Source organism: Actinomadura coerulea (genome assembly GCF_014208105.1).
Classification (GTDB): domain Bacteria; phylum Actinomycetota; class Actinomycetes; order Streptosporangiales; family Streptosporangiaceae; genus Spirillospora; species Spirillospora coerulea.
This window is the reverse complement of sequence record NZ_JACHMQ010000001.1, coordinates 3575604-3592745: the sequence shown is the minus strand read 5'-3', so window position 1 is coordinate 3592745 and position 17142 is coordinate 3575604. Positions and strand designations below refer to the sequence as shown.

The window sequence follows — 17142 nt, the reverse complement described above, 5'->3', positions numbered from 1 at the left end:
CCGGGCATCCGGCCGTTGCCCGATCCACTCTGCGGTCCGCCGCCCCCGGACGGCAGGGGCCTGATCGCCAACCATCCGGAGGTTCTGGCCAGATGCACACGGTCGCGGTCGTCGTCGTCCCGCCGGTGATGGCCTTCGACGTCACGATCCCGCAGATGGTGCTGGGCGCCGCCGAGGCGGGCGGCGGTCCCGCCTACGAACTGCTGGTCTGCGCCGCCGAGCCGGGGCGTCCGCTGGAGACCGTCGGCGGCCTGGACGTCGTCGCCCCGCACGGGCTGGACGCCGTGCGGGGCGCGGACAGCGTCATCGTGGTGGGCAGCGGGGGCCGCACCGGCATTGAGCCCTCCGTCCTGGACGCCCTGCGCGCCGCGGCGGGCACGGGCAAACGCGTCGCGGCCATCTGCACGGGCGCCTTCGTGCTCGGCGAGGCGGGCCTGCTGGACGGCCGCCGCGCCACGACGCACTGGGGCCTCACCGGCGACCTCGCCCGCCGCTTCCCCGCGGCGGAGGTCGTCCCCGACGTCCTCCACGTCACGGACGGGGCGGTGCTGACCTCGGCCGGGGCCGCCGCCGGGATCGAGCTGTGCCTGCACCTGATCCGCGAGGACCACGGCGCCGCGGTGGCGGCCGGGGCGGCGCGGCTGACGGTCGCGGCGCCCCCGCGCCCCGCCGGCCAGGTCCAGCGCCTCGAAGATCCGCTGCCCGCCGGACCGGACGTGTCGCTCGCGGAGACCCGCGCCTGGGCCGTGCGGCGCCTGGGGGAGCCGCTCACCCTCGCCGACCTGGCCCGGCACGCGCGCGTCAGCACCCGCACGCTGACGCGCCGGTTCCACGCGGAGACGGGCCACAGCCCGTTGCAGTGGCTGCTCCACCAGCGGATCGACCGGGCCCGCGAGCTGCTGGAGGGCACCGTGCTCCCGATGGAGCAGGTCGCCCACCGCAGCGGCCTCGGCAGCGCCGACTCCCTGCGCCAGCACTTCGTCCGCAGGCTCGGCGTCACCCCGAGCGCCTACCGCTCCGCTAGTCGGCGAGCGCGGCCAGTGCCTTCTGGAGGTCCTCGGACGCCTGGTCTGCCGGCTTCCTACCGGTGACGGCCGCGGTGACCTGCTCCTGGACGGCCGTGCTGACCTCGTTGTAGCGGACGACGACCGGGCGCGGCCGCGCCCGGTCCATGCCCTGCCGCAGTACCGGCAGGTACGGATACCGCTTGATCATTCCGGGGTCGCCGTAGAGGGCGGCGAGGGACAGCGGGAAGGACTGCGCGCGGCCGTACTCCTTCTGAACGGCCGGGCTGACGATGTGGGCGACGAAGTCGCGGGCGGTGGCCTGGTGCCCGGAGAACGCCGACACGGCCAGATTGTTGCCGCCCAGGGTGCCCGAGCCCGGCCCGCCCTCGCCCGGGATCGGCGCGACGCCGAACCTCCCGGCGACCTTCGAGCCGCTCTTCTCGGCCGCGAGCGCGTAGACGTAGGCCCAGTTGCGGTGGAAGACGAGGCGCCCCTCCTGGAAGGCGCGGCGGCCCTCCTCCTCCTTGAACGTGATGGCCTTCCGCGGGATGGTGCCGTTCCGGAAGCCGTCCACGAGGAACCTGAGCCCGGCCTTGGCCTGCGGGGTGTCCACCCGCGGCCTGCCCGAGGAGTCGAAGACCTCGCCGCCCGCGGACTGGACGGCCTCGGAGTAGTTGACCGTGAGCCCCTCGTACTTGCCGTACTGGCCCGCGTAGCAGTCGACGCCCTTGCCCTCGGGCGTCCGGCGGACCTTCGCGCAGGCGTCGCGGAGCTCGGCCCACGTCTCCGGCGGGTCCTTCACCCCGGCCCCGGCGAGGAGGTCCCCGCGGTAGTAGAGGACGCCGGTCCCCGTCAGCCACGGCGCCGCGTACAGACGGCCGCGGTACCTGCCGGTCTCCAGGGCCGCCGGGACGAACGAGGAGGTGTCGACCAGCCCGTCCGGCAGCGGCAGGATCCAGCGGCGCGCGGCGAACTCCGCCGTCCACACCGCGTCCAGCCGGACGACGTCGTAGGCGTCCGACCTGATCCGCATGTTCTGGACGAGCTGCTGCCGCGCCTGGTCGCCGTCCTCGGGCAGTTCGACGAGCCGGACCCTCTCCTTCGGGTGATCGACGTTCCAGGCGGCGACGAGCCGCTGCACGGTCCGGGTGAGGTCCTTGCCCGTGGCGACGGTGATGGGCCCCCGGCCGTCGTTGCGCGCCGGGCCCGACTCGCCCGACGAGCCGCACGCGGCCGACGCGAGGGCCAGGGACAGCGCCGCGGCGGCGGCCGGCAGGAGACTGGTGGTCACGTGCTCACCGTGCCTTTCGCCGGAGACGGCCCCGGGTCGAGTTCGATGACGGCGCCGTTCAGCCGGGCCCGTTCGGCCGCCCACACGACGCGGTGCGAGGCGAGGCTCTCCCGGGGGCCGGAGCTGAGCAGGGCCGGGTCGCCCGCGGCCAGCGCGGCGACGAAGGCGTCGGCCAGCGCGTCGTCGTCGAGGTCGTGCCGGCCGTCGGACGCCCCCTCGGGAGGGGCGCCGCCGGGCTCGACGCTCTCGGTCCCGCCGGTGACGAAGTCGCGGACCGTGATGCGCAGGCCGTCGCCCTCCAGGCAGCCGGACGTCCCGAAGACGCGCGTCTGGCGCGGCGCGGCCGCCGCGAACGCGGTCATGGTGAACACGCCGGTCGCGCCGGACGGGAACTCCATGTTCACGACCTGGTGGTCGACCACGTCGTTGTCGCACGCGTAGACGCAGCGCCCGTACGGGCCCTCGCGCAGCGCCCGCAGGACGCCCGCCTCGGTGCGGTCGTCGGTGACCGCGCCGAGCGGCCACCTCTCGCGGGCGGGATCGCCGAGGCACGACAGGTACAGCCGGGTCGCGGAGTAGGGGCAGCGCGCCTCCACCGCGCAGTCGACGCAGCGGCCGGCGGCGCCGGGCGGCCGCTCCTCCGGCCGGAAGTGCGACAGCCGCCCGAACGAGGAGACCCGCGCGGGGGTCTCGCCCATCACGTGGATCAGCCAGTCGACGTCGTGGCACGACTTCGTCATCAGCATCGGGCCGGACTCGTCCGCCCGCCGCCAGTTGCCGCGCACGTAGGAGTGGGCGTGGTGCCACCAGCCGACCGGTTCGAGGTGCTGGACGCTGACCGGCGTCCCGATCCGGCCGTCCTCGATCAGCCTCCTGAGGGTGCGCGTGTACTCGGTGTAGCGCATCACGTGGCAGACGGCGAGCATCACCCCGGCGCGCTCGACGGCGTCCACGACGCGCAGCGCGTCCGCCTCCGACGTCGCCATCGGCTTCTCCAGGAGGATGTGGCAGCCGAGGCCGGCGAACCGGACCGCGGGCGCGGCGTGCTCGGCGTCCTGCGTCGCGATGATCACACCGTCGGCGGGGCGGCCCCGCGCGGCCATCTCGCGCCAGCCGGGGAACGTCCGCTCCGGCGCGAGGCCGTGCTCGGCGGCGAAGCGGGCGCGCCGCGCCGGGTCGGGCTCGGCGACCGCGACGATCCGGGCGGCCCCCGCCTCCCGGATCCGCGCGGCGTAGCCGCGTCCGCGCAGCCCCGCCCCGGCCACGGCGATCGTCGGCCCCGTCCGCTGCACCGCACCCCTCCGACCTGGCCGTCCGTGCCGCCCCGGGTCACCGGCGCCGACTTATGCAAGGTATTTTCATAAGTGGTCCGGCAATAATGTCGTCCGTCCGCCGAACGCTGTCAAGGGGTACCCGTGCCGCACCACTCCCTCCACGGAGGCGACCCCTCGACGCTCCGCCGCCTCAACTCCGCCGCGACGCTGCGCGCCCTGCGCGACGGCGGCGAGGCGACGCTGTCGGAGCTGGCCCGCCGCGTCGGGCTGTCGCGGCCCACCACCGAGGGCGTGCTGGGCGAGCTGATCGACCGCGGCCTGGCCGCCGAGGACGCGCCGCGCCCGGGCGGCGGGCTCGGCCGTCCCGCCCGCCGCTACCGGTTCCGCGCGGAGGCCGGCCACGCCCTCGGCATCGACGTCGACGCGTACCGGGTGCGGCTGCTCCTCGCCGACCTCGCCGGCGAGGTCGTCGGCGGGCACCGCGCGGCCCTCTCCGGCGACGCGGAGCCCGGCGAGCGGATCGCGGCGGTGCGCGCCGCGGTCAGGGCGTGCCTGGCCGGGGCGGGCGTCGGCCGGCGGTCGCTGCGGGCCGTCGCGGCCGGCACCCCCGGCGTCGTCGCCCCGGACGGGACGATCACGTCCTGCACGGTCGTGCCCGGCTGGGAGGGCGTCCATCTGGCGCGCGAGCTGGGCCGCTCGTTCTCCTGCCCCGTCCTCGTCGAGAACGACGCCAACCTCGCCGCCATGGCCGAGCGGTGGCGCGGCGCCGCCCGCGACGCCGACGACGTCGTCTGCGTCCACGCCGCCCTGCACACCGGCATGGGCGCGATCATCGGCGGCCGCCTGCACCGGGGGCGCTGGGGCGCCGCGGGCGAGATCGGCATGCTGGACGAGCTGGGCCTGCGGGACACGGCCGCCTCCCTGGTGCCGGACGGCGGGTCCGGGCCCCTCTTCGAGGAGGCGGAGCGCGTCCTGGGCGCGGCCGGGCGCGGGTCCGCCGAGGCGCGGGAGCGGGTGGACCGGCTCGCCGCCCGGATGGCGCGCGGCGTCGCGGCCATGGCGCTGGCCCTCGACCCGGAGATGATCGTGGTCGGCGGCCCCCTGGCCGGGGCCGGGGGGCCGCTGGTCGCCGCGCTGCGCGAGCGGGTCGCGCCGCTGTCCCTCAGCCCGGTCCGGATCGAGGGGTCCGAGCTCGGGGACGAGTCGGTGGCCCTCGGCGCCGTCCGGCTCGCCCTCGACCGGATCGACGAGGACCTGCTCCGCCTCGCGCCCCCGTCCGCACCCGGCGAGGAGCCCCGGGCCCGCCCGCCCGCATCGGCATGAGGGGCCGACCGGCTCGGATATCAAAACGCCCGGAACGTACCTGTGCCACACACCGCTTTTGCGCCTCTTGGATCCCGAGGAGATCAGTACGCTGCGTACCGCGAAATGACCCTCTGTGCTGTCGGCGGGGCCCGGTAAGGTCTCCGATGTACAGGTGAGAGGGGACAGCAGACGGACAGGAGCGACGTGAGCGCACAACCGGTAGAGCCACTCCTCCCCGGGCAGGTCCACCGCGTCCCAAGAACGATCAAGGGCATCGCCGAGTGGCTGACGGAGGAGAAGCGCACCAGGTTCCTCGAAGAGGTCATGGCGGCCAAGGAAGAGGACGAGTACAGGCGGGTCATGGACGACTGGTGGGCCGAGGCCCACCTGGCCCAGATCCCCGATCGTGCGGAGCGCCGCGCGAGGGCGCGGAACGCCGACCGGAGCGAACTGGTCTCGCTGGAAGAGCTCAAACGGCGGTTCCTGTCGGAGGAAGACCCGGGGAAGTGACCGCCGGCCGGAGCGGCTGGACGGTCTTCTGCGAGAAAGAGGCCTCCGATGTCATCGAGGCCATGCCCCCCACGCTGAAGAACTCGGTGATCCGGTTCTTCTGCGACTTCGCGGTGGCGGGCGGCCTGGCCATCGACACCGGAGGCAGTCCCCCCGGAAGGCCGCTGGATGACGCCGATCTCGAATTCCGCCTGGTGGTCGACGGCACCTCGATGTTCTTCGACTACCTCATCCTCGCCGACATCAAGGAGTTCCGAGTCACGAACATGATCTGGCTCGGATGACCTGGTGGCCGGGGGTCAGGGGGTCAGCGGGGCGCTGAACCGCCAGCCCTCGGCGAGCAGGGCGTCGGTCGCCTCGACGGCGGCGGCCAGGCGCCGCTCGTGCGGGCCCGTCACGGTGATGTGTGGAAGGCCCTGCTTCTCCAGTTCGTCCCGGAAGCGCCCCGACATCCACGACCTGATCAGCTCGCCGTCGCGCCAGCCGTCCTGCTCGAAGGGGACCCCTTCCGGATCGGTCAGGATCCACAGGTGGTGCGGCGTCCGCCCGTGGACCGCCTCGACCCCGGGAGCCGCCGCGCCGAGGTAGCGCTCGTGCCAGATCGCCGTGGCGAACGCGTCGGTGTCGCAGACCAGCAGCGGCGAGCCCGACCGGGCCGCCGCGTCCTCCAGGGCCGCGTGGTGCTCGGCGATCTCGGTGAACTCGGCCGACTCCCACACCAGGTCGTCCAGCCACAGGGACGGGTCGCCCGCCCGCCGCCGGACGGCGGCCAGCTTCTCCTCGGTGAACGTCCGGCCGTACTCCGGCACCCACCGGGTCGCCTCCCACACCCCGCCCCGCCCCGAGTAGTGGGCCGCGAGCGCGCGGGCCAGCGTGGTCGTTCCGGTCGACTCGGCGCCCACGACCACCACCCGCCGCGCCAGGTACGCCCGGACGGGCGGCGAGAGGTGCTCCCAGTTGGCCACGGGGTCCGCCCGCACGGCGGTGCCGCTCACCGGGAAGCGCTCGCGCGGCGGGTCGACCGGGACGTGCGCGGCCGAGAAGCGCTCGGCCAGTTCCGGCCCGTACGCCTCCGAGCTGAACACCGCGTCCACCGGCGGGACGGACGCGCCGAGCCCGGACCGCATCGCCAGCCCCGCCCGGAACGCCGCGACGTGCGCCGACCAGGCCTCGTCGGACTCGTAGTCGATCTCCGCGTCGTCCACCACCGGGACGATCTCCACGTGCGGCTGCCGGTGCGCCTCGCGCAGCCACGCCGTGCGCAGCGCGAGCGGGATGCTCTCCGCGGTCGACGCCGCCACGACGACGCTCACCCGGGCGCACGACGCGGCGGCCGTGTCGATCAGGTGGTGGTGCCCGGCGTGCGGCGGATAGAACTTGCCGATGACCAGGCCGTGCTCGTGCGTCACGCGGTCCCTCACGCGGCCACCGCCGGGGCGAGGGGCCGCGCGCGCAGGTCGCGGCGCCAGGCCAGCAGGCCCGACACGCACAGCGCCAGGAACACGACGTAGAGGGCGCTGGTGAGCTTGAGGTCCTTGGCGAAGTAGAGCGGGATGTAGACGAGGTCGGCGGTGATCCACAGCCACCACGACTCCAGCAGCTTGCGCGACTGCCCGTAGGTCGCCATGAGGGAGAGCGCGGTGGTGAGGGCGTCCCAGAACGGCACGGTGGAGTCCGTCCACGCCGACAGCGCCCAGGTCAGGAGCGCGGTGCCCGCGGCGCCCGCGGCGATCAGGGCCGCCCACTCCGCGCCCCGCGTGCGCCGCACGGGGAGCCGGTCGCGGCCGTCCCCTCCGTGCAGCCACACCCACCAGCCGTAGAGCTGGAGCGCGACGTAGACGACCTGGAGGCCGGCGTCGGCGTAGAGGCCGCCGTCCAGGAACACCAGACCGAGCAGGATCACGTTCGCGATGCCGATCGGCCAGTTGAGGATGTTCTGCCGGACGACGAGCCACACGTTGACCGCGCCGGTCGCGAAGCCGAGCAGCTCCGCCCACGTGGTGGGGACCGACCCGAGATGGAAGGCGGGGTCGAGCAGCGGGCCGAGCGGGACGTTCACCGACATGCCCGCAATGATCACATATCGTCAGTCAGACGACAAGTGGATCATGCGACGTGGGACCGCCCTCGCTTGACATTGAGTGAGTGCTCACTCAGAATCAGGATCTGAGGCACCCCGACGAGGAGGCACCGATGTATCCCGAGCTCAACGGCATGGTCGCGGTCGTCACCGGCGGCTCGCGCGGTATCGGCGCCGCCACCGCGCGCGCGTTCGCCGCCGAGGGCGCCAGGGTCGCCGTCATCGGACGCGACGAGGCGGCGCTCGACCGGGTGGCCGGGGAGACCGGCGGGGTCGGCGTCGCGGCCGACGTCACCGACCTGGCCGCCGTCGAGTCCGCGCGCCTGCGGATCGAGGACGAGCTCGGCCCGGCCGGCGTCCTGTGCGCCTTCGCGGGCGGCGGGATCGCGCGTCCCGGCCCGACCGCGGCCATGACGGAGCGGGAGTGGCGGTCGGTCCTGGACGGCAACCTCACCGCGACCTTCCTCACCCTGAAGGCGTTCCTGCCCGGCATGCAGGAGCGGAAGGCCGGATCGGTCGTCACGATGTCGTCGTCGGCGGGGCGGCTCCCGACGAACCTGCCGGGCGGCGGCGGCCGGGAGCTGGGCAACGCGTGGGGCGCCCCCGTCGCCTACGAGGCCGCCAAGGCGGGCGTCCAGGCCCTCACCCGCCACGCCGCCGCCGAAGCGGGACGGGACGGCGTCCGCGTCAACTGCGTCGCCCCCGGAACGATCCGCACCGAGCGCACCGAGAGGTTCATGCCGCCGGACACCCAGGCCGCCGTGGCCGCCTCCCACCCGCTCGCCCGCCTCGGCGAGCCGGGCGACGTGGCGGCCGCCGCCCTCTTCCTGGCCTCGTCCCAGTCCGCCTGGCTGACGGGCCTCACCCTCGACGTCACCGGCGGCCGCGTCATGCTCTGAGCCCGTCGAAAGCGGAAGGGCCCTCGCCGCCGGCGAGGGCCCTTCCGTGTTCCGTGCGGGGCTACGCGACGATGAGCAGCGGGTTCTGGAGCAGCTCGGCGAGGCGGGCCAGGAACTTCGCGGCCGTCGCGCCGTCGGTGGCGCGGTGGTCGACCGACAGGGTGACCGTCATGCGCTTGCCGGGGACGACCTGGCCGTCGCGGACGACGGGTTCGTCGCGGACGGCGCCCACGGCGAGGATCGCGGCCTCCGGCGGGTTGATCACCGCGGAGAACGAGTCCACGCCGAACATGCCGAGGTTGCTGACGCTGAACGTGCCGCCGCTCATCTCCCGGGCGGACAGCCTGCCGTCGCGGGCCTTGGCGGCGAGCTCGCGGGTCTCCCGGCCGATCTGCGAGACGCTCATGCGGTCGGCGTCGCGGACGACCGGCACGACGAGGCCGTCCTCGACCGCCACCGCGACGCCGACGTGCACCCGCTTGTGGAAGAGCAGGTTCTCCTCGGTGTAGGAGACGTTGACCGCCGGGTGCTCGCGCAGCGCCGTCGCCACCGCCTTCACGACCAGGTCGTTCACGCTGACCTTCGCCGGGGCGAGCGCCTCGTTGAGCGTCGCGCGGAACGCCAGCAGGGCCTCGGCGTCCACCTCGCGGTTCAGGTAGAAGTGCGGCGCCTCGCGCTTGCTCTCGGTCAGCCGCCTGGCGGCGACCTTCCGGAAGCGGTTCAGCGGGACGGCCTCCACGTCCGGGTCGTCGGCCCGTGCCTGGACGGCGGGCGCCGACGGCGCGGGGGCGGCGGTGGCCTGGGCGGCGGCGGCCGGAGCGGGCGCCGCCGGACCGGCGGAGCGCACGGCGGCCTCGATGTCGGCGCGGACGATGCGTCCGCCCGGACCGGAACCGCTGAGCGTGGCCAGGTCGATGCCGTGGTCGCGGGCCAGCCGGCGCGCCAGCGGCGACGACGGCGGGCGGGACGCGGCCGGGCGTCCATTGGCCCGCGGCGGGGCGGCCGCGCCGACCGGCACCGCCTCGGGCTCGGGCGCCGCCTCGGCGGCGGGCGCCCGCTCCGGCTCGGCCGTGGGCCGCGCCTCGGCGGCGGGCGCGGGCTCGGGACGGGCCCCGCCGGCGGGGACGATCACCGCGATCGGTGCGCCGATCGCGGCGGTCTCGCCCTCGGCGACGAGGATCTTCTCCAGCACGCCGGCCTCGTAGGCCTCGTACTCCATGACCGCCTTGTCGGTCTCGATGTCGACGATGACGTCGCCGACCGCGACCTCGTCTCCCGGCTGCTTCTGCCAGGAGCTGATGACGCCCTCCTCCATCGTGTCGGAGAGGCGGGGCATGAGGATCTCGGTCATCGCACGGGCTCCAGAGCGGGTCGCGGGGACGTGGCGTCCGTCCCCGGCGTGATGCGGCCGGTCGCGCGGAGCGTGGCGCGCACGGCGGTCAGCAGGGACTCGGCGGACGGCAGCGCCGCCGTCTCCAGGGACTTGGCGTAGGGGAGCGGCACCTCGGCCATCGCCACGCGCCGGACGGGGGCGTCCAGCCAGTCGAACGCGCCCTCCTGGATCGTCGCGGCGATCTCGGCGCCGATGCCGTAGGTCAGCCAGTCGTCCTCGGCCACGACGGCGCAGCCGGTCCTGCGGACGGAGTCGACGACCGTCTGCCGGTCGAGCGGGCGCAGGCTGCGCAGGTCCACGACCTCGGCGGAGACGCCCTCGGCGGCGAGGGTCTCGGCGACCTCGGAGGCCACGCGGGCCATCCGGGAGTAGCCGATGATCGTGATGTCGGTGCCCGGGCGGGTCACCGCGGCGCGGCCGATCTCGGCGGGCTCGACGTCCTCGACCGCGGCGGGCAGCTCGCCCCTGGTGTTGTAGAGGGCGAGGTTCTCCAGGAACAGCACCGGGTCGTCGTCGCGGATCGCGGCCTTCAGCATCGCCGACGCCTCGGCGGGCGTGCTCGGCGCGAGGACCTTCAGGCCGGGGATGAACGAGTAGAACAGCTCGACGTTCTGCGAGTGGGTGGCGCCGAGCTGCTGCCCGCCGCCGCCCGGCGTGCGGATCACCATCGGCACGCTGGCCTGCCCGCCGAACATGCCGTAGATCTTCGCGGCGTGGTTGACGATCTGGTCCAGGGCCAGCAGCGAGAAGTTGATCGTCATGATCTCCACGACGGGGCGCAGGCCGAGCATCGCGGCGCCGATCGCGGCGCCGACGAAGCCCTCCTCGGCGATCGGGGTGTCGCGCACGCGGCGCGGCCCGAACTCCTTCAGCAGCCCTTCGGTGATCTTGTAGGAGCCCTCGAAGAGCCCGATCTCCTCGCCCAGCAGGAAGACGTTCTCGTCGCGGAGCATCTCGGCGCGGAGCGTGTCCCGGAGGGCCTGGCGGTAGGTCACGGTTGCCATGGGTGCCTCTCAGGAACCGAATACGGGGTCGGCGGGGAGCCGGCGCAGCTCGCCCGGGACCGGGGTGGCGTAGGTGTAGTCGAACAGCGTGGACACCTCGGGCGCGGGGCTCTCGTCGGCGAACGCGGCGGCGGCGTCGACCTCCGCCGTCACCTCGGCGTCGAGCCGGTCGCGGTCGTCGGCGGACAGGATCCCGGCCTCCTCCAGCTCCAGCGCCATGCGGGCCAGGGGGTCGGCGGCCTTCAGGGCCTCCTTCTCCTCCTTGGACCGGTAGCGGGCCGGGTCGACGACCGAGTGGCCCTTCAGCCGGGGGCTGACGGTCTCCAGCAGGTAGGGCTTGCTCTCGGCGCGGGCGCGCTCGACGGCGGTGCGCGCGGCGTCGCGCACCGCGAGCACGTCGGTGCCGTCCACCCGCAGGCTCTCCGTCCGGTACGCGGCGCCGCGCCGGTACAGCTCCGGCTCGGCCGCGGAGCTCTCCACGGTGGTGCCCATGCCGAGACCGTTGTTGATCACGACGAAGACGACGGGGAGGTTCCAGAGCGCGGCGATGTTGAGCGACTCGTGGAACGCTCCGATCGCGGTCGTCCCGTCGCCCATCTGGCACATGACGACCTCGTCGCCGCCCTTGTAGGAGACGGCGAGCGCCGCGCCGGCCGCGAGGGGCACCTGCCCGCCGACGATGCCGTACCCGCCGAGCAGCCGCGCCTCGGCGTCGAACAGGTGCATCGACCCGCCCCAGCCCTTGGACACGCCGGTGGACCGCCCGTACAGCTCGGCCATGACGCGCTCCGCCCTGCTGGGCTGGTGGGGGGACGACCCCCCACTCCCCCCGGCAACCGCGTTGAAGCCCTTTGCCAGGGCGTAGCCGTGCTCGCGGTAGTTGGTGAACAGGTAGTCGGTGGGGCGCAGCGCGGCCATCAGCCCGACGACCGTGGCCTCCTCGCCGAGGTTCAGGTGGCAGTAGCCGCCGATCTTGGCCTCGGTGTAGGCGCGGGCGGCCCGCTCCTCGAACCGCCTGATCAGGAGCATCTGCCGGTAGTAGCCGACGAGCGTGCCGGCGTCGGCCGCCGGGGGCGCCGCGTCCGGCGCCGCCGCGTCGGTCTTCGGCTCGGGAGCCTGGGCGCCGCGCGCCCTCCGGCTCCGCGCCGGTGCGGCCTGGACGGTGTCAGCCATCGGCGACCCTTCCTCTGTCCGGGGCAGCGCCGTAGGATCGCCACGACACTCCCGATCATCATTGATCTATGATCGATCATATTGTATCTCGTACGAACCGCCCACCCGTCAAGAGGCACTTACCGGCCGTGGCGCTACGATCCAGTTTCGTGAAGACCTCCGACCAGCTGCTCCGCACCGGGCTCGCCGACCAGATCCGCGAGTTCATCGTGGAGGGCATCAGCTCGGGGCGATGGGAGCCGGGGGAGCGCGTCGTCGAGCGCCGGATCGCCGCCGAGCTGGGCGTGAGCCAGGGGCCGGTCCGGGAGGCGCTGCGCCAGCTGGAGGCGCAGCGGCTGATCGAGACGCTGCCGAACCGGGGCGCCCGGGTCCGCGACTTCACCGAGCGGGACCTGGCCGAGATCTTCCCCGTCCGCGCGGGCCTGGAGCGGACGGCCGTGGAGCTGGCGCTGCCCCGGCTCTCCGACTGCCTGGACGCGCTGGAGGAGCACAACCGCCGCCTCGGCGAGGCCGCCCGGGAGGGCGACCTGCACGAGCAGATGCACCTCAGCATCGCCTTCCACCGCGAGATCGTCGAGTCGGCCGGCAACCGGCTGCTCGTCTCGGTGTGGGAGGGGCTCGGCATCGAGCTGTGGACGACCCTGTCCCTGCGCCTGCACCAGACGGAGATCTACTCCAAGTCGGCCGAGCACGCCGAGCTCATCGAGGCGTTCCGCCGCGCCGACCCGGCCGCGCCGCAGCTCCTGCACGACCACGTCATGAACTACGCGCCCTAGTCCCGCCTCCGGCGGGGCTTCTTCGCGGCCTTCTCGCGGTAGGCCGCGGTGAGCTGGGCCTCCGCGTCGTCGAGGTAGGAGCGCAGCTCCCGCTCGGCCTCCGCGAAGTCGCCCCGCGCCATCAGGTCGTGGATCCGCCGGTTGCGGGCCAGGTAGGGCTCGTGGAACTCGCGCGGCGAGCCCATCTCGTGGAAGACCAGGCGCATCTCGGCCAGCAGGTGCCGGATCATCTCGTCGACCCGGTCGCTGCCCACGAGCGCGGCGATGGCCTTGTGGAAGCGGATGTCGGCGGTGCCGACGTCCGGCCAGCTCCCGGCGGCGGCGGCGCGCTCGCCGTCCAGGACCGCCGCCTCCACCCGGTCGAACGCCCCGGGCGGGGCCTCCGGCGCGCACCGCACGCCCTCGCACTCCAGGATCCGCCGCACCCGGTAGAGGTCGGCGAGGCCGTCGGCGGTGACCCGGCCGACGAACACGCCCCGGTTGAACTCGTGGACGAGCAGCCGCTCCTTGGCGAGCAGCCGGAACGCCTCGCGCACGGTGTTGCGCGAGACCTTCAGGGCCTCGGCGAGCTCCTCCTCGCGGACGCGCTCGCCCGGGGCGAGCCGCCCCTCGGTGATCTGCTCGCGGAGCAGGTCGGCGATCCGCCCGGCGGTGCTGGACCTGTCCAGGCCGTGCCGGGCGGCCGCGATGTCGGCCAGCCACGAGCCGTGCGCCGGCACGGGCATCGGCCACCTTCCGGGGGTAGGCGCGGGGGGCGCGCGAACGTTCTGGGGCGGTAAGCCTATCCCCGGGGACCGGAGAATGCATCAACAGGTCTCTTGATGGATTGTTGAACAATCTCTACCCTTGCGGAAAGTCGAACCCCCTGGAAGGGCCCCGCCATGACGGACCCAGCGACCCTCGGCACGACCACGGAACCGGCCGCCCGCTCGCGCCGCGCCGCGCTCACCGGCGCCATGTTCCTGATGGCCACCAGCGCCATCGGACCCGGCTTCATCACCCAGACCACCGTGTTCACCGCCGAACTCGGCGCCGCGTTCGCGTTCGCGATCCTGGTGTCGGTGCTGGTGGACGTCGCGATCCAGCTCAACGTGTGGCGCGTCGTCGGCGTCTCGGGGATGCGCGCCCAGGAACTCGGCAACCGCGTCCTGCCCGGCGCCGGGTACGGCCTCGCCGCCCTCGACGTGTTCGGCGGCCTGGTGTTCAACATCGGCAACGTCGCCGGCACCGCGCTCGGGCTGAACGCGCTGCTCGGCCTCGACGTCAAGATCGGCGGCGCGCTGTCCGCGCTGGCCGCTGTCGCGATCTTCCTGGTCCGGCGGGCCGGCGTCGCCATGGACCGGATCGTCGTCGTGCTCGGCGGCGCGATGATCCTGCTGACCCTCTACGTCGCCTTCGTGTCCGACCCGCCCCTCGGGGACGCGCTCCGGCAGAGCGTCGCGCCGGAGACCGTCGACTTCCTCGTCATCACCACGCTCATCGGCGGGACGGTCGGCGGCTACATCACCTACGCCGGCGCGCACCGCATGATCGAGTCGGGGGTGACCGGCCCGGACAACGTCAAGGAGATCAACCGCAGCGCCGTCACCGGGATCCTCGTCACCGGCCTGATGCGGGTGCTGCTGTTCCTCGCCGTCCTCGGCGTCGTCGCCGGCGGGGTGACCCTCGCCAAGGAGAACGCCCCCGCCTCGGCCTTCGAGCACGCGGCGGGCGAGGCCGGGCTGCGCGTCTTCGGCCTGATCATGTGGTCGGCCGCGATCACCTCGGTCATCGGCGCGAGCTACACCTCGGTGTCGTTCCTCGTCTCGTTCTCCTCCTTCGTCGAGCGGCACCGCAACCGGCTGGTCGTCGCGTTCATCCTCGTCTCCGCCGCCATCTACCTCGCGATCGGCACCGCCCCGGCGAAGCTGCTCGTCCTCGCGGGCGCGCTGAACGGGCTGATCCTGCCGTTCGGCCTCGCCGTGCTGCTGTGGGCGGCCGCCCGCCGCCGCGACCTTCTCGGCGGCCACCGGTACCCGGTCTGGCTCCTCGTCCTCGGCGTGGCGGCCTGGCTGCTGTCGCTCTACCTGGGATGGAACAGCCTGTCCGCGCTCGACGACCTCTGGAGGTGAGGGCCGGGTGCGGATCCTCCCGAGCGGCGACGCGGCGCTGCTGGTCGAACTGCCGGACCTGCCGGAGATGCTCGGCCTGTACGCGGCGCTCGCGGCGTCCCCGCCGCCCGGCGTCGCCGACCTCGTGCCGGCCGCCCGCACCCTGACCCTGCTGCTGGACCCCTCCGCCGACCCGGCCGCGGTCGCCGCCGCGGTGCGCGCCACCCGGCCGGGCGCGGCGGACGGCGGCGCGGGCGAGGCCGAGATCCCCGTCGTCTACGACGGCGACGACCTCGCCGAGGTCGCCCGCCTCACCGGGCTGTCCCCGGAGGAGGTCGTCGCCGCGCACACCGGGACCCCGTGGCGGGTCGCGTTCACCGGGTTCGCGCCCGGATTCGGCTACCTGGAGGGCGGCGACCCGCGGCTGGACGTCCCGCGCCGCGCGACGCCCCGCGTCCGCGTCCCGGCGGGCGCGGTCGGCCTCGCCGGGCGCTTCAGCGGCGTCTACCCGGTCGAGTCCCCGGGCGGCTGGCAGCTCATCGGACGCACGGAGGCCGTCCTATGGGACCTCGAACGCGATCCGCCCGCCCTGCTCCGCCCGGGGACGCGGGTCCGTTTCGTCCGGAGAGAACCATGAAGCTCCGGAGGGAACTTTGAAGCGCGCCCTGGACGTTCTCCGCACAGGACCCCTGGCGACAGTCCAGGACCTGGGCCGCTCGGGTCACGCGGCGCTCGGCGTGGGGGTGTCGGGCGCCGCGGACCCGGGCTCGTTCCGCCTCGCCAACCGGCTGCTGGGGAACCCCGAGGGGGAGGCCGCGGTCGAGGTCACCTTCGGCGGCCTGCACGTGCGCTGCCGCGGCGGCGTGTTCGCCGCGGTGACCGGCGCGCCCGCCCCGCTGCTGGTGGACGGCCGCCCCGAGGCCCCCTACTCGGTCCTCCACCTCCCGGACGGCGCCGAACTGCGGATGGGCGTCCCGCCCTCCGGACTGCGCAGCTACCTGGCCGTGCGCGGCGGTGTCGCCGTCCCGCCCGTCCTCGGGTCCCGCTCCACCGACACGCTCTCCGGCATCGGCCCCGCCCCGCTCAAGCCCGGCGACCTGCTCCCCGTCGGGGCGCCGCCCGCCGCCGCGCCGCTCCTGGACACCGCGCCCGTCGGGCCGCCGCGCGGCGGCGACATCGTGCTGCGCGCGATGCCCGGCCCGCGCCACGACTGGTTCGCCCCCGGCGCGCTGGAGGCCCTCTTCTCCGCCGCCTACACGGTGACCAGCGAGATCGACCGCGTCGGCATGCGGCTGGACGGGCCGGGGCTCGCGCACGCCGGGCGCGGCGAGCTGCCCAGCGAGGGGACGGTCACCGGGGCGCTGCAGGTCCCGCCGTCCGGGCGGCCGGTGCTGTTCCTCGCCGACCACCCGCTCACCGGCGGCTACCCCGTGATCGCGGTGGTCGCCTCCGCCGACATCGGCCGCGCCGCGCAGGCCCGTCCCGGCCAGCGGCTCCGGTTCCGGCCGCACCCCGCACCGAACCTCAGGGAGGACAGAAGATGACCGCACCCCTCGATCCGGGCGCGCTCACGCCGGACCAGGCGAGGGCCCTGTTCCGCGCCGGCCTGCGCGTCCCCACGTCCGGCTGGTGCGCCGGCTGGACGCAGGCGAACCTCATCGCCGTGCCGCGCGAGTACGCCTTCGACCTGCTGCTGTTCGCGCAGCGCAACCCCAAGCCGTGCCCCGTCCTTGACGTGACCGAGCCCGGCGAGACCGCCTCCCCGCTGTTCGCCGGGGACCTGCGCACCGACCTGCCCGGCTACGTCGTCTACGAGCACGGGGTGCCGGTCGCCGAGGTGGGCGACGTGACCGCCTACTGGCGCGAGGACCTCGTCTCGTTCCTCATCGGGTGCAGCTTCACGTTCGAGGACGCGCTCCGCGAGGCCGGCGTGTCCGTCCGGCACATCGAGCAGAACCGCAACGTCCCGATGTACCGGACGAACCGGATGTGCCGCCGCGCCGGCGAGTTCGGCGGCCCGCTCGTCGTCTCGATGCGCCCCGTCCCGGCCGCGCAGGTCGCCGACGCCGTGCGCGTGACGTCCCGGTACCCCTCCGTCCACGGCGCGCCCGTGCACGTCGGCGACCCCGTCGAACTCGGCATCGACGACCTGTCCGCGCCGGACTTCGGCGACCCGGTCGAGATCCGCGTGGACGAGATCCCGGTGTTCTGGGCCTGCGGCGTGACCCCGCAGGCGGCGGTGATGGCCTCTCGCCCCAAGCTCGCCATCGGGCACGCGCCCGGCCACATGGCGATCACCGACGCGCGCGACAGCCGGTACCTCGTTCCCTGAGTCCGGCA

18 protein-coding genes are annotated in these 17142 nt (G+C 74.4%); 10 read left to right on the top strand and 8 right to left on the bottom strand.

Annotated elements, in window-relative coordinates; all coding sequences use genetic code 11:
* The first annotated feature begins 92 nt into the window (after positions 1-92).
* The gene (locus BKA00_RS16480) at positions 93-1091 is read left to right on the top strand and encodes a GlxA family transcriptional regulator (protein ID WP_185026019.1); all 999 of its coding nucleotides are present in this window, start codon (positions 93-95) and stop codon (positions 1089-1091) included.
* Here BKA00_RS16480 and BKA00_RS16475 read toward each other — a convergent pair.
* Both BKA00_RS16475 and BKA00_RS16470 read right to left on the bottom strand, forming a co-directional pair.
* Entirely contained in the window at positions 1021-2298 is a 1278-nt protein-coding gene (locus BKA00_RS16475) for an ABC transporter substrate-binding protein (protein WP_185026017.1), read from the bottom strand. The genes BKA00_RS16480 and BKA00_RS16475 overlap by 71 nt on opposite strands.
* Positions 2295-3590, bottom strand: a complete 1296-nt coding sequence (locus BKA00_RS16470) for a Gfo/Idh/MocA family protein (protein ID WP_185026015.1) — start codon at positions 3588-3590, stop codon at positions 2295-2297. The genes BKA00_RS16475 and BKA00_RS16470 overlap by 4 nt, the downstream gene beginning before the upstream one ends.
* Positions 3591-3713: 123 nt before the next feature.
* Here BKA00_RS16470 and BKA00_RS16465 point away from each other — a divergent pair, with 123 nt between their 5' ends.
* From BKA00_RS16465 to BKA00_RS16455, 3 genes are all read left to right on the top strand, one after another.
* Positions 3714-4895 (top strand): ROK family transcriptional regulator, encoded by a 1182-nt coding sequence (locus BKA00_RS16465; protein ID WP_185026013.1) that lies wholly within the window; start codon positions 3714-3716, stop codon positions 4893-4895.
* Between the two features lie 186 nt (positions 4896-5081).
* Positions 5082-5387: a hypothetical protein gene (locus BKA00_RS16460; protein ID WP_185026011.1), complete on the top strand. Its 306-nt coding sequence runs from the start codon at positions 5082-5084 to the stop codon at positions 5385-5387.
* On the top strand, positions 5384-5671 hold the full coding sequence (locus BKA00_RS16455; RefSeq protein WP_185026009.1) for a hypothetical protein: 288 nt from the start codon (positions 5384-5386) through the stop codon (positions 5669-5671). Before BKA00_RS16460 ends, BKA00_RS16455 begins: the two co-directional genes overlap by 4 nt.
* 15 nt (positions 5672-5686) lie before the next feature.
* Here the strand turns inward: BKA00_RS16455 and BKA00_RS16450 are convergent, their stop codons facing one another.
* Both BKA00_RS16450 and pnuC read right to left on the bottom strand, forming a co-directional pair.
* Positions 5687-6808 (bottom strand): AAA family ATPase, encoded by a 1122-nt coding sequence (locus tag BKA00_RS16450; RefSeq protein WP_230298728.1) that lies wholly within the window; start codon positions 6806-6808, stop codon positions 5687-5689.
* Positions 6805-7452 (bottom strand): nicotinamide riboside transporter PnuC, encoded by a 648-nt coding sequence (gene pnuC, locus BKA00_RS16445; protein ID WP_185026007.1) that lies wholly within the window; start codon positions 7450-7452, stop codon positions 6805-6807. The genes BKA00_RS16450 and pnuC overlap by 4 nt, the downstream gene beginning before the upstream one ends.
* A gap of 128 nt (positions 7453-7580) precedes the next feature.
* Between pnuC and BKA00_RS16440 the strand changes: the two genes are divergently transcribed.
* Positions 7581-8366, top strand: a complete 786-nt coding sequence (locus BKA00_RS16440) for an SDR family NAD(P)-dependent oxidoreductase (protein WP_185026005.1) — start codon at positions 7581-7583, stop codon at positions 8364-8366.
* Between the two features lie 61 nt (positions 8367-8427).
* On the opposite strand, the gene BKA00_RS16435 is transcribed toward BKA00_RS16440, so the two are convergent.
* Genes BKA00_RS16435 through pdhA form a run of 3 tightly spaced genes read right to left on the bottom strand, consistent with a single transcriptional unit; the run spans position 8428 to position 11936 of the window.
* Positions 8428-9717, bottom strand: a complete 1290-nt coding sequence (locus BKA00_RS16435) for a dihydrolipoamide acetyltransferase family protein (RefSeq protein ID WP_185026003.1) — start codon at positions 9715-9717, stop codon at positions 8428-8430.
* Positions 9714-10763 carry an alpha-ketoacid dehydrogenase subunit beta gene (locus tag BKA00_RS16430; RefSeq protein WP_185026001.1) on the bottom strand — a complete coding sequence of 350 codons (1050 nt, stop codon included), beginning with the start codon at positions 10761-10763 and terminating at the stop codon, positions 9714-9716. Before BKA00_RS16430 ends, BKA00_RS16435 begins: the two co-directional genes overlap by 4 nt.
* A 9-nt stretch (positions 10764-10772) precedes the next feature.
* The gene (pdhA, locus tag BKA00_RS16425) at positions 10773-11936 is read right to left on the bottom strand and encodes a pyruvate dehydrogenase (acetyl-transferring) E1 component subunit alpha (RefSeq protein ID WP_189377108.1); all 1164 of its coding nucleotides are present in this window, start codon (positions 11934-11936) and stop codon (positions 10773-10775) included.
* Positions 11937-12085: 149 nt separating this feature from the next.
* Between pdhA and BKA00_RS16420 the strand changes: the two genes are divergently transcribed.
* Positions 12086-12712, top strand: coding sequence for a GntR family transcriptional regulator (locus BKA00_RS16420; protein ID WP_230298729.1), 627 nt, complete (start codon positions 12086-12088; stop codon positions 12710-12712).
* Here BKA00_RS16420 and BKA00_RS16415 read toward each other — a convergent pair.
* Positions 12709-13437: a GntR family transcriptional regulator gene (locus tag BKA00_RS16415; protein WP_185025997.1), complete on the bottom strand. Its 729-nt coding sequence runs from the start codon at positions 13435-13437 to the stop codon at positions 12709-12711. The two genes, BKA00_RS16420 and BKA00_RS16415, sit on opposite strands and share 4 nt — an antisense overlap.
* Before the next feature lie 156 nt (positions 13438-13593).
* Between BKA00_RS16415 and BKA00_RS16410 the strand changes: the two genes are divergently transcribed.
* Genes BKA00_RS16410 through BKA00_RS16395 form a run of 4 tightly spaced genes read left to right on the top strand, consistent with a single transcriptional unit; the run spans position 13594 to position 17134 of the window.
* Positions 13594-14823: an NRAMP family divalent metal transporter gene (locus BKA00_RS16410; RefSeq protein WP_185025995.1), complete on the top strand. Its 1230-nt coding sequence runs from the start codon at positions 13594-13596 to the stop codon at positions 14821-14823.
* A 7-nt stretch (positions 14824-14830) separates the two neighbouring features.
* On the top strand, positions 14831-15439 hold the full coding sequence (gene pxpB, locus BKA00_RS16405) for a 5-oxoprolinase subunit PxpB (RefSeq protein ID WP_185025993.1): 609 nt from the start codon (positions 14831-14833) through the stop codon (positions 15437-15439).
* 16 nt (positions 15440-15455) lie between these two features.
* Positions 15456-16346 (top strand): 5-oxoprolinase subunit C family protein, encoded by an 891-nt coding sequence (locus BKA00_RS16400; RefSeq protein WP_185025992.1) that lies wholly within the window; start codon positions 15456-15458, stop codon positions 16344-16346.
* A complete protein-coding gene (locus tag BKA00_RS16395; protein WP_185025990.1) occupies positions 16343-17134 on the top strand; it encodes a putative hydro-lyase in 792 nt (263 codons plus the stop codon). The genes BKA00_RS16400 and BKA00_RS16395 overlap by 4 nt, the downstream gene beginning before the upstream one ends.
* Positions 17135-17142 lie beyond the last annotated feature (8 nt).

Bases quoted from the DNA above. Each gene is read 5' to 3' on its own strand.
- BKA00_RS16480 (WP_185026019.1), top strand. From the start codon at position 93: ATGCACACGGTCGCGGTCGTCGTCGTCCCGCCGGTGATGGCCTTCGAC.
- pnuC (WP_185026007.1), bottom strand. From the start codon at position 7,452: ATGTCGGTGAACGTCCCGCTCGGCCCGCTGCTCGACCCCGCCTTCCAT.
- BKA00_RS16440 (WP_185026005.1), top strand. From the start codon at position 7,581: ATGTATCCCGAGCTCAACGGCATGGTCGCGGTCGTCACCGGCGGCTCG.
- BKA00_RS16435 (WP_185026003.1), bottom strand. From the start codon at position 9,717: ATGACCGAGATCCTCATGCCCCGCCTCTCCGACACGATGGAGGAGGGC.
- BKA00_RS16430 (WP_185026001.1), bottom strand. From the start codon at position 10,763: ATGGCAACCGTGACCTACCGCCAGGCCCTCCGGGACACGCTCCGCGCC.
- pdhA (WP_189377108.1), bottom strand. From the start codon at position 11,936: ATGGCTGACACCGTCCAGGCCGCACCGGCGCGGAGCCGGAGGGCGCGC.
- BKA00_RS16415 (WP_185025997.1), bottom strand. From the start codon at position 13,437: ATGCCCGTGCCGGCGCACGGCTCGTGGCTGGCCGACATCGCGGCCGCC.
- BKA00_RS16410 (WP_185025995.1), top strand. From the start codon at position 13,594: ATGACGGACCCAGCGACCCTCGGCACGACCACGGAACCGGCCGCCCGC.
- BKA00_RS16395 (WP_185025990.1), top strand. From the start codon at position 16,343: ATGACCGCACCCCTCGATCCGGGCGCGCTCACGCCGGACCAGGCGAGG.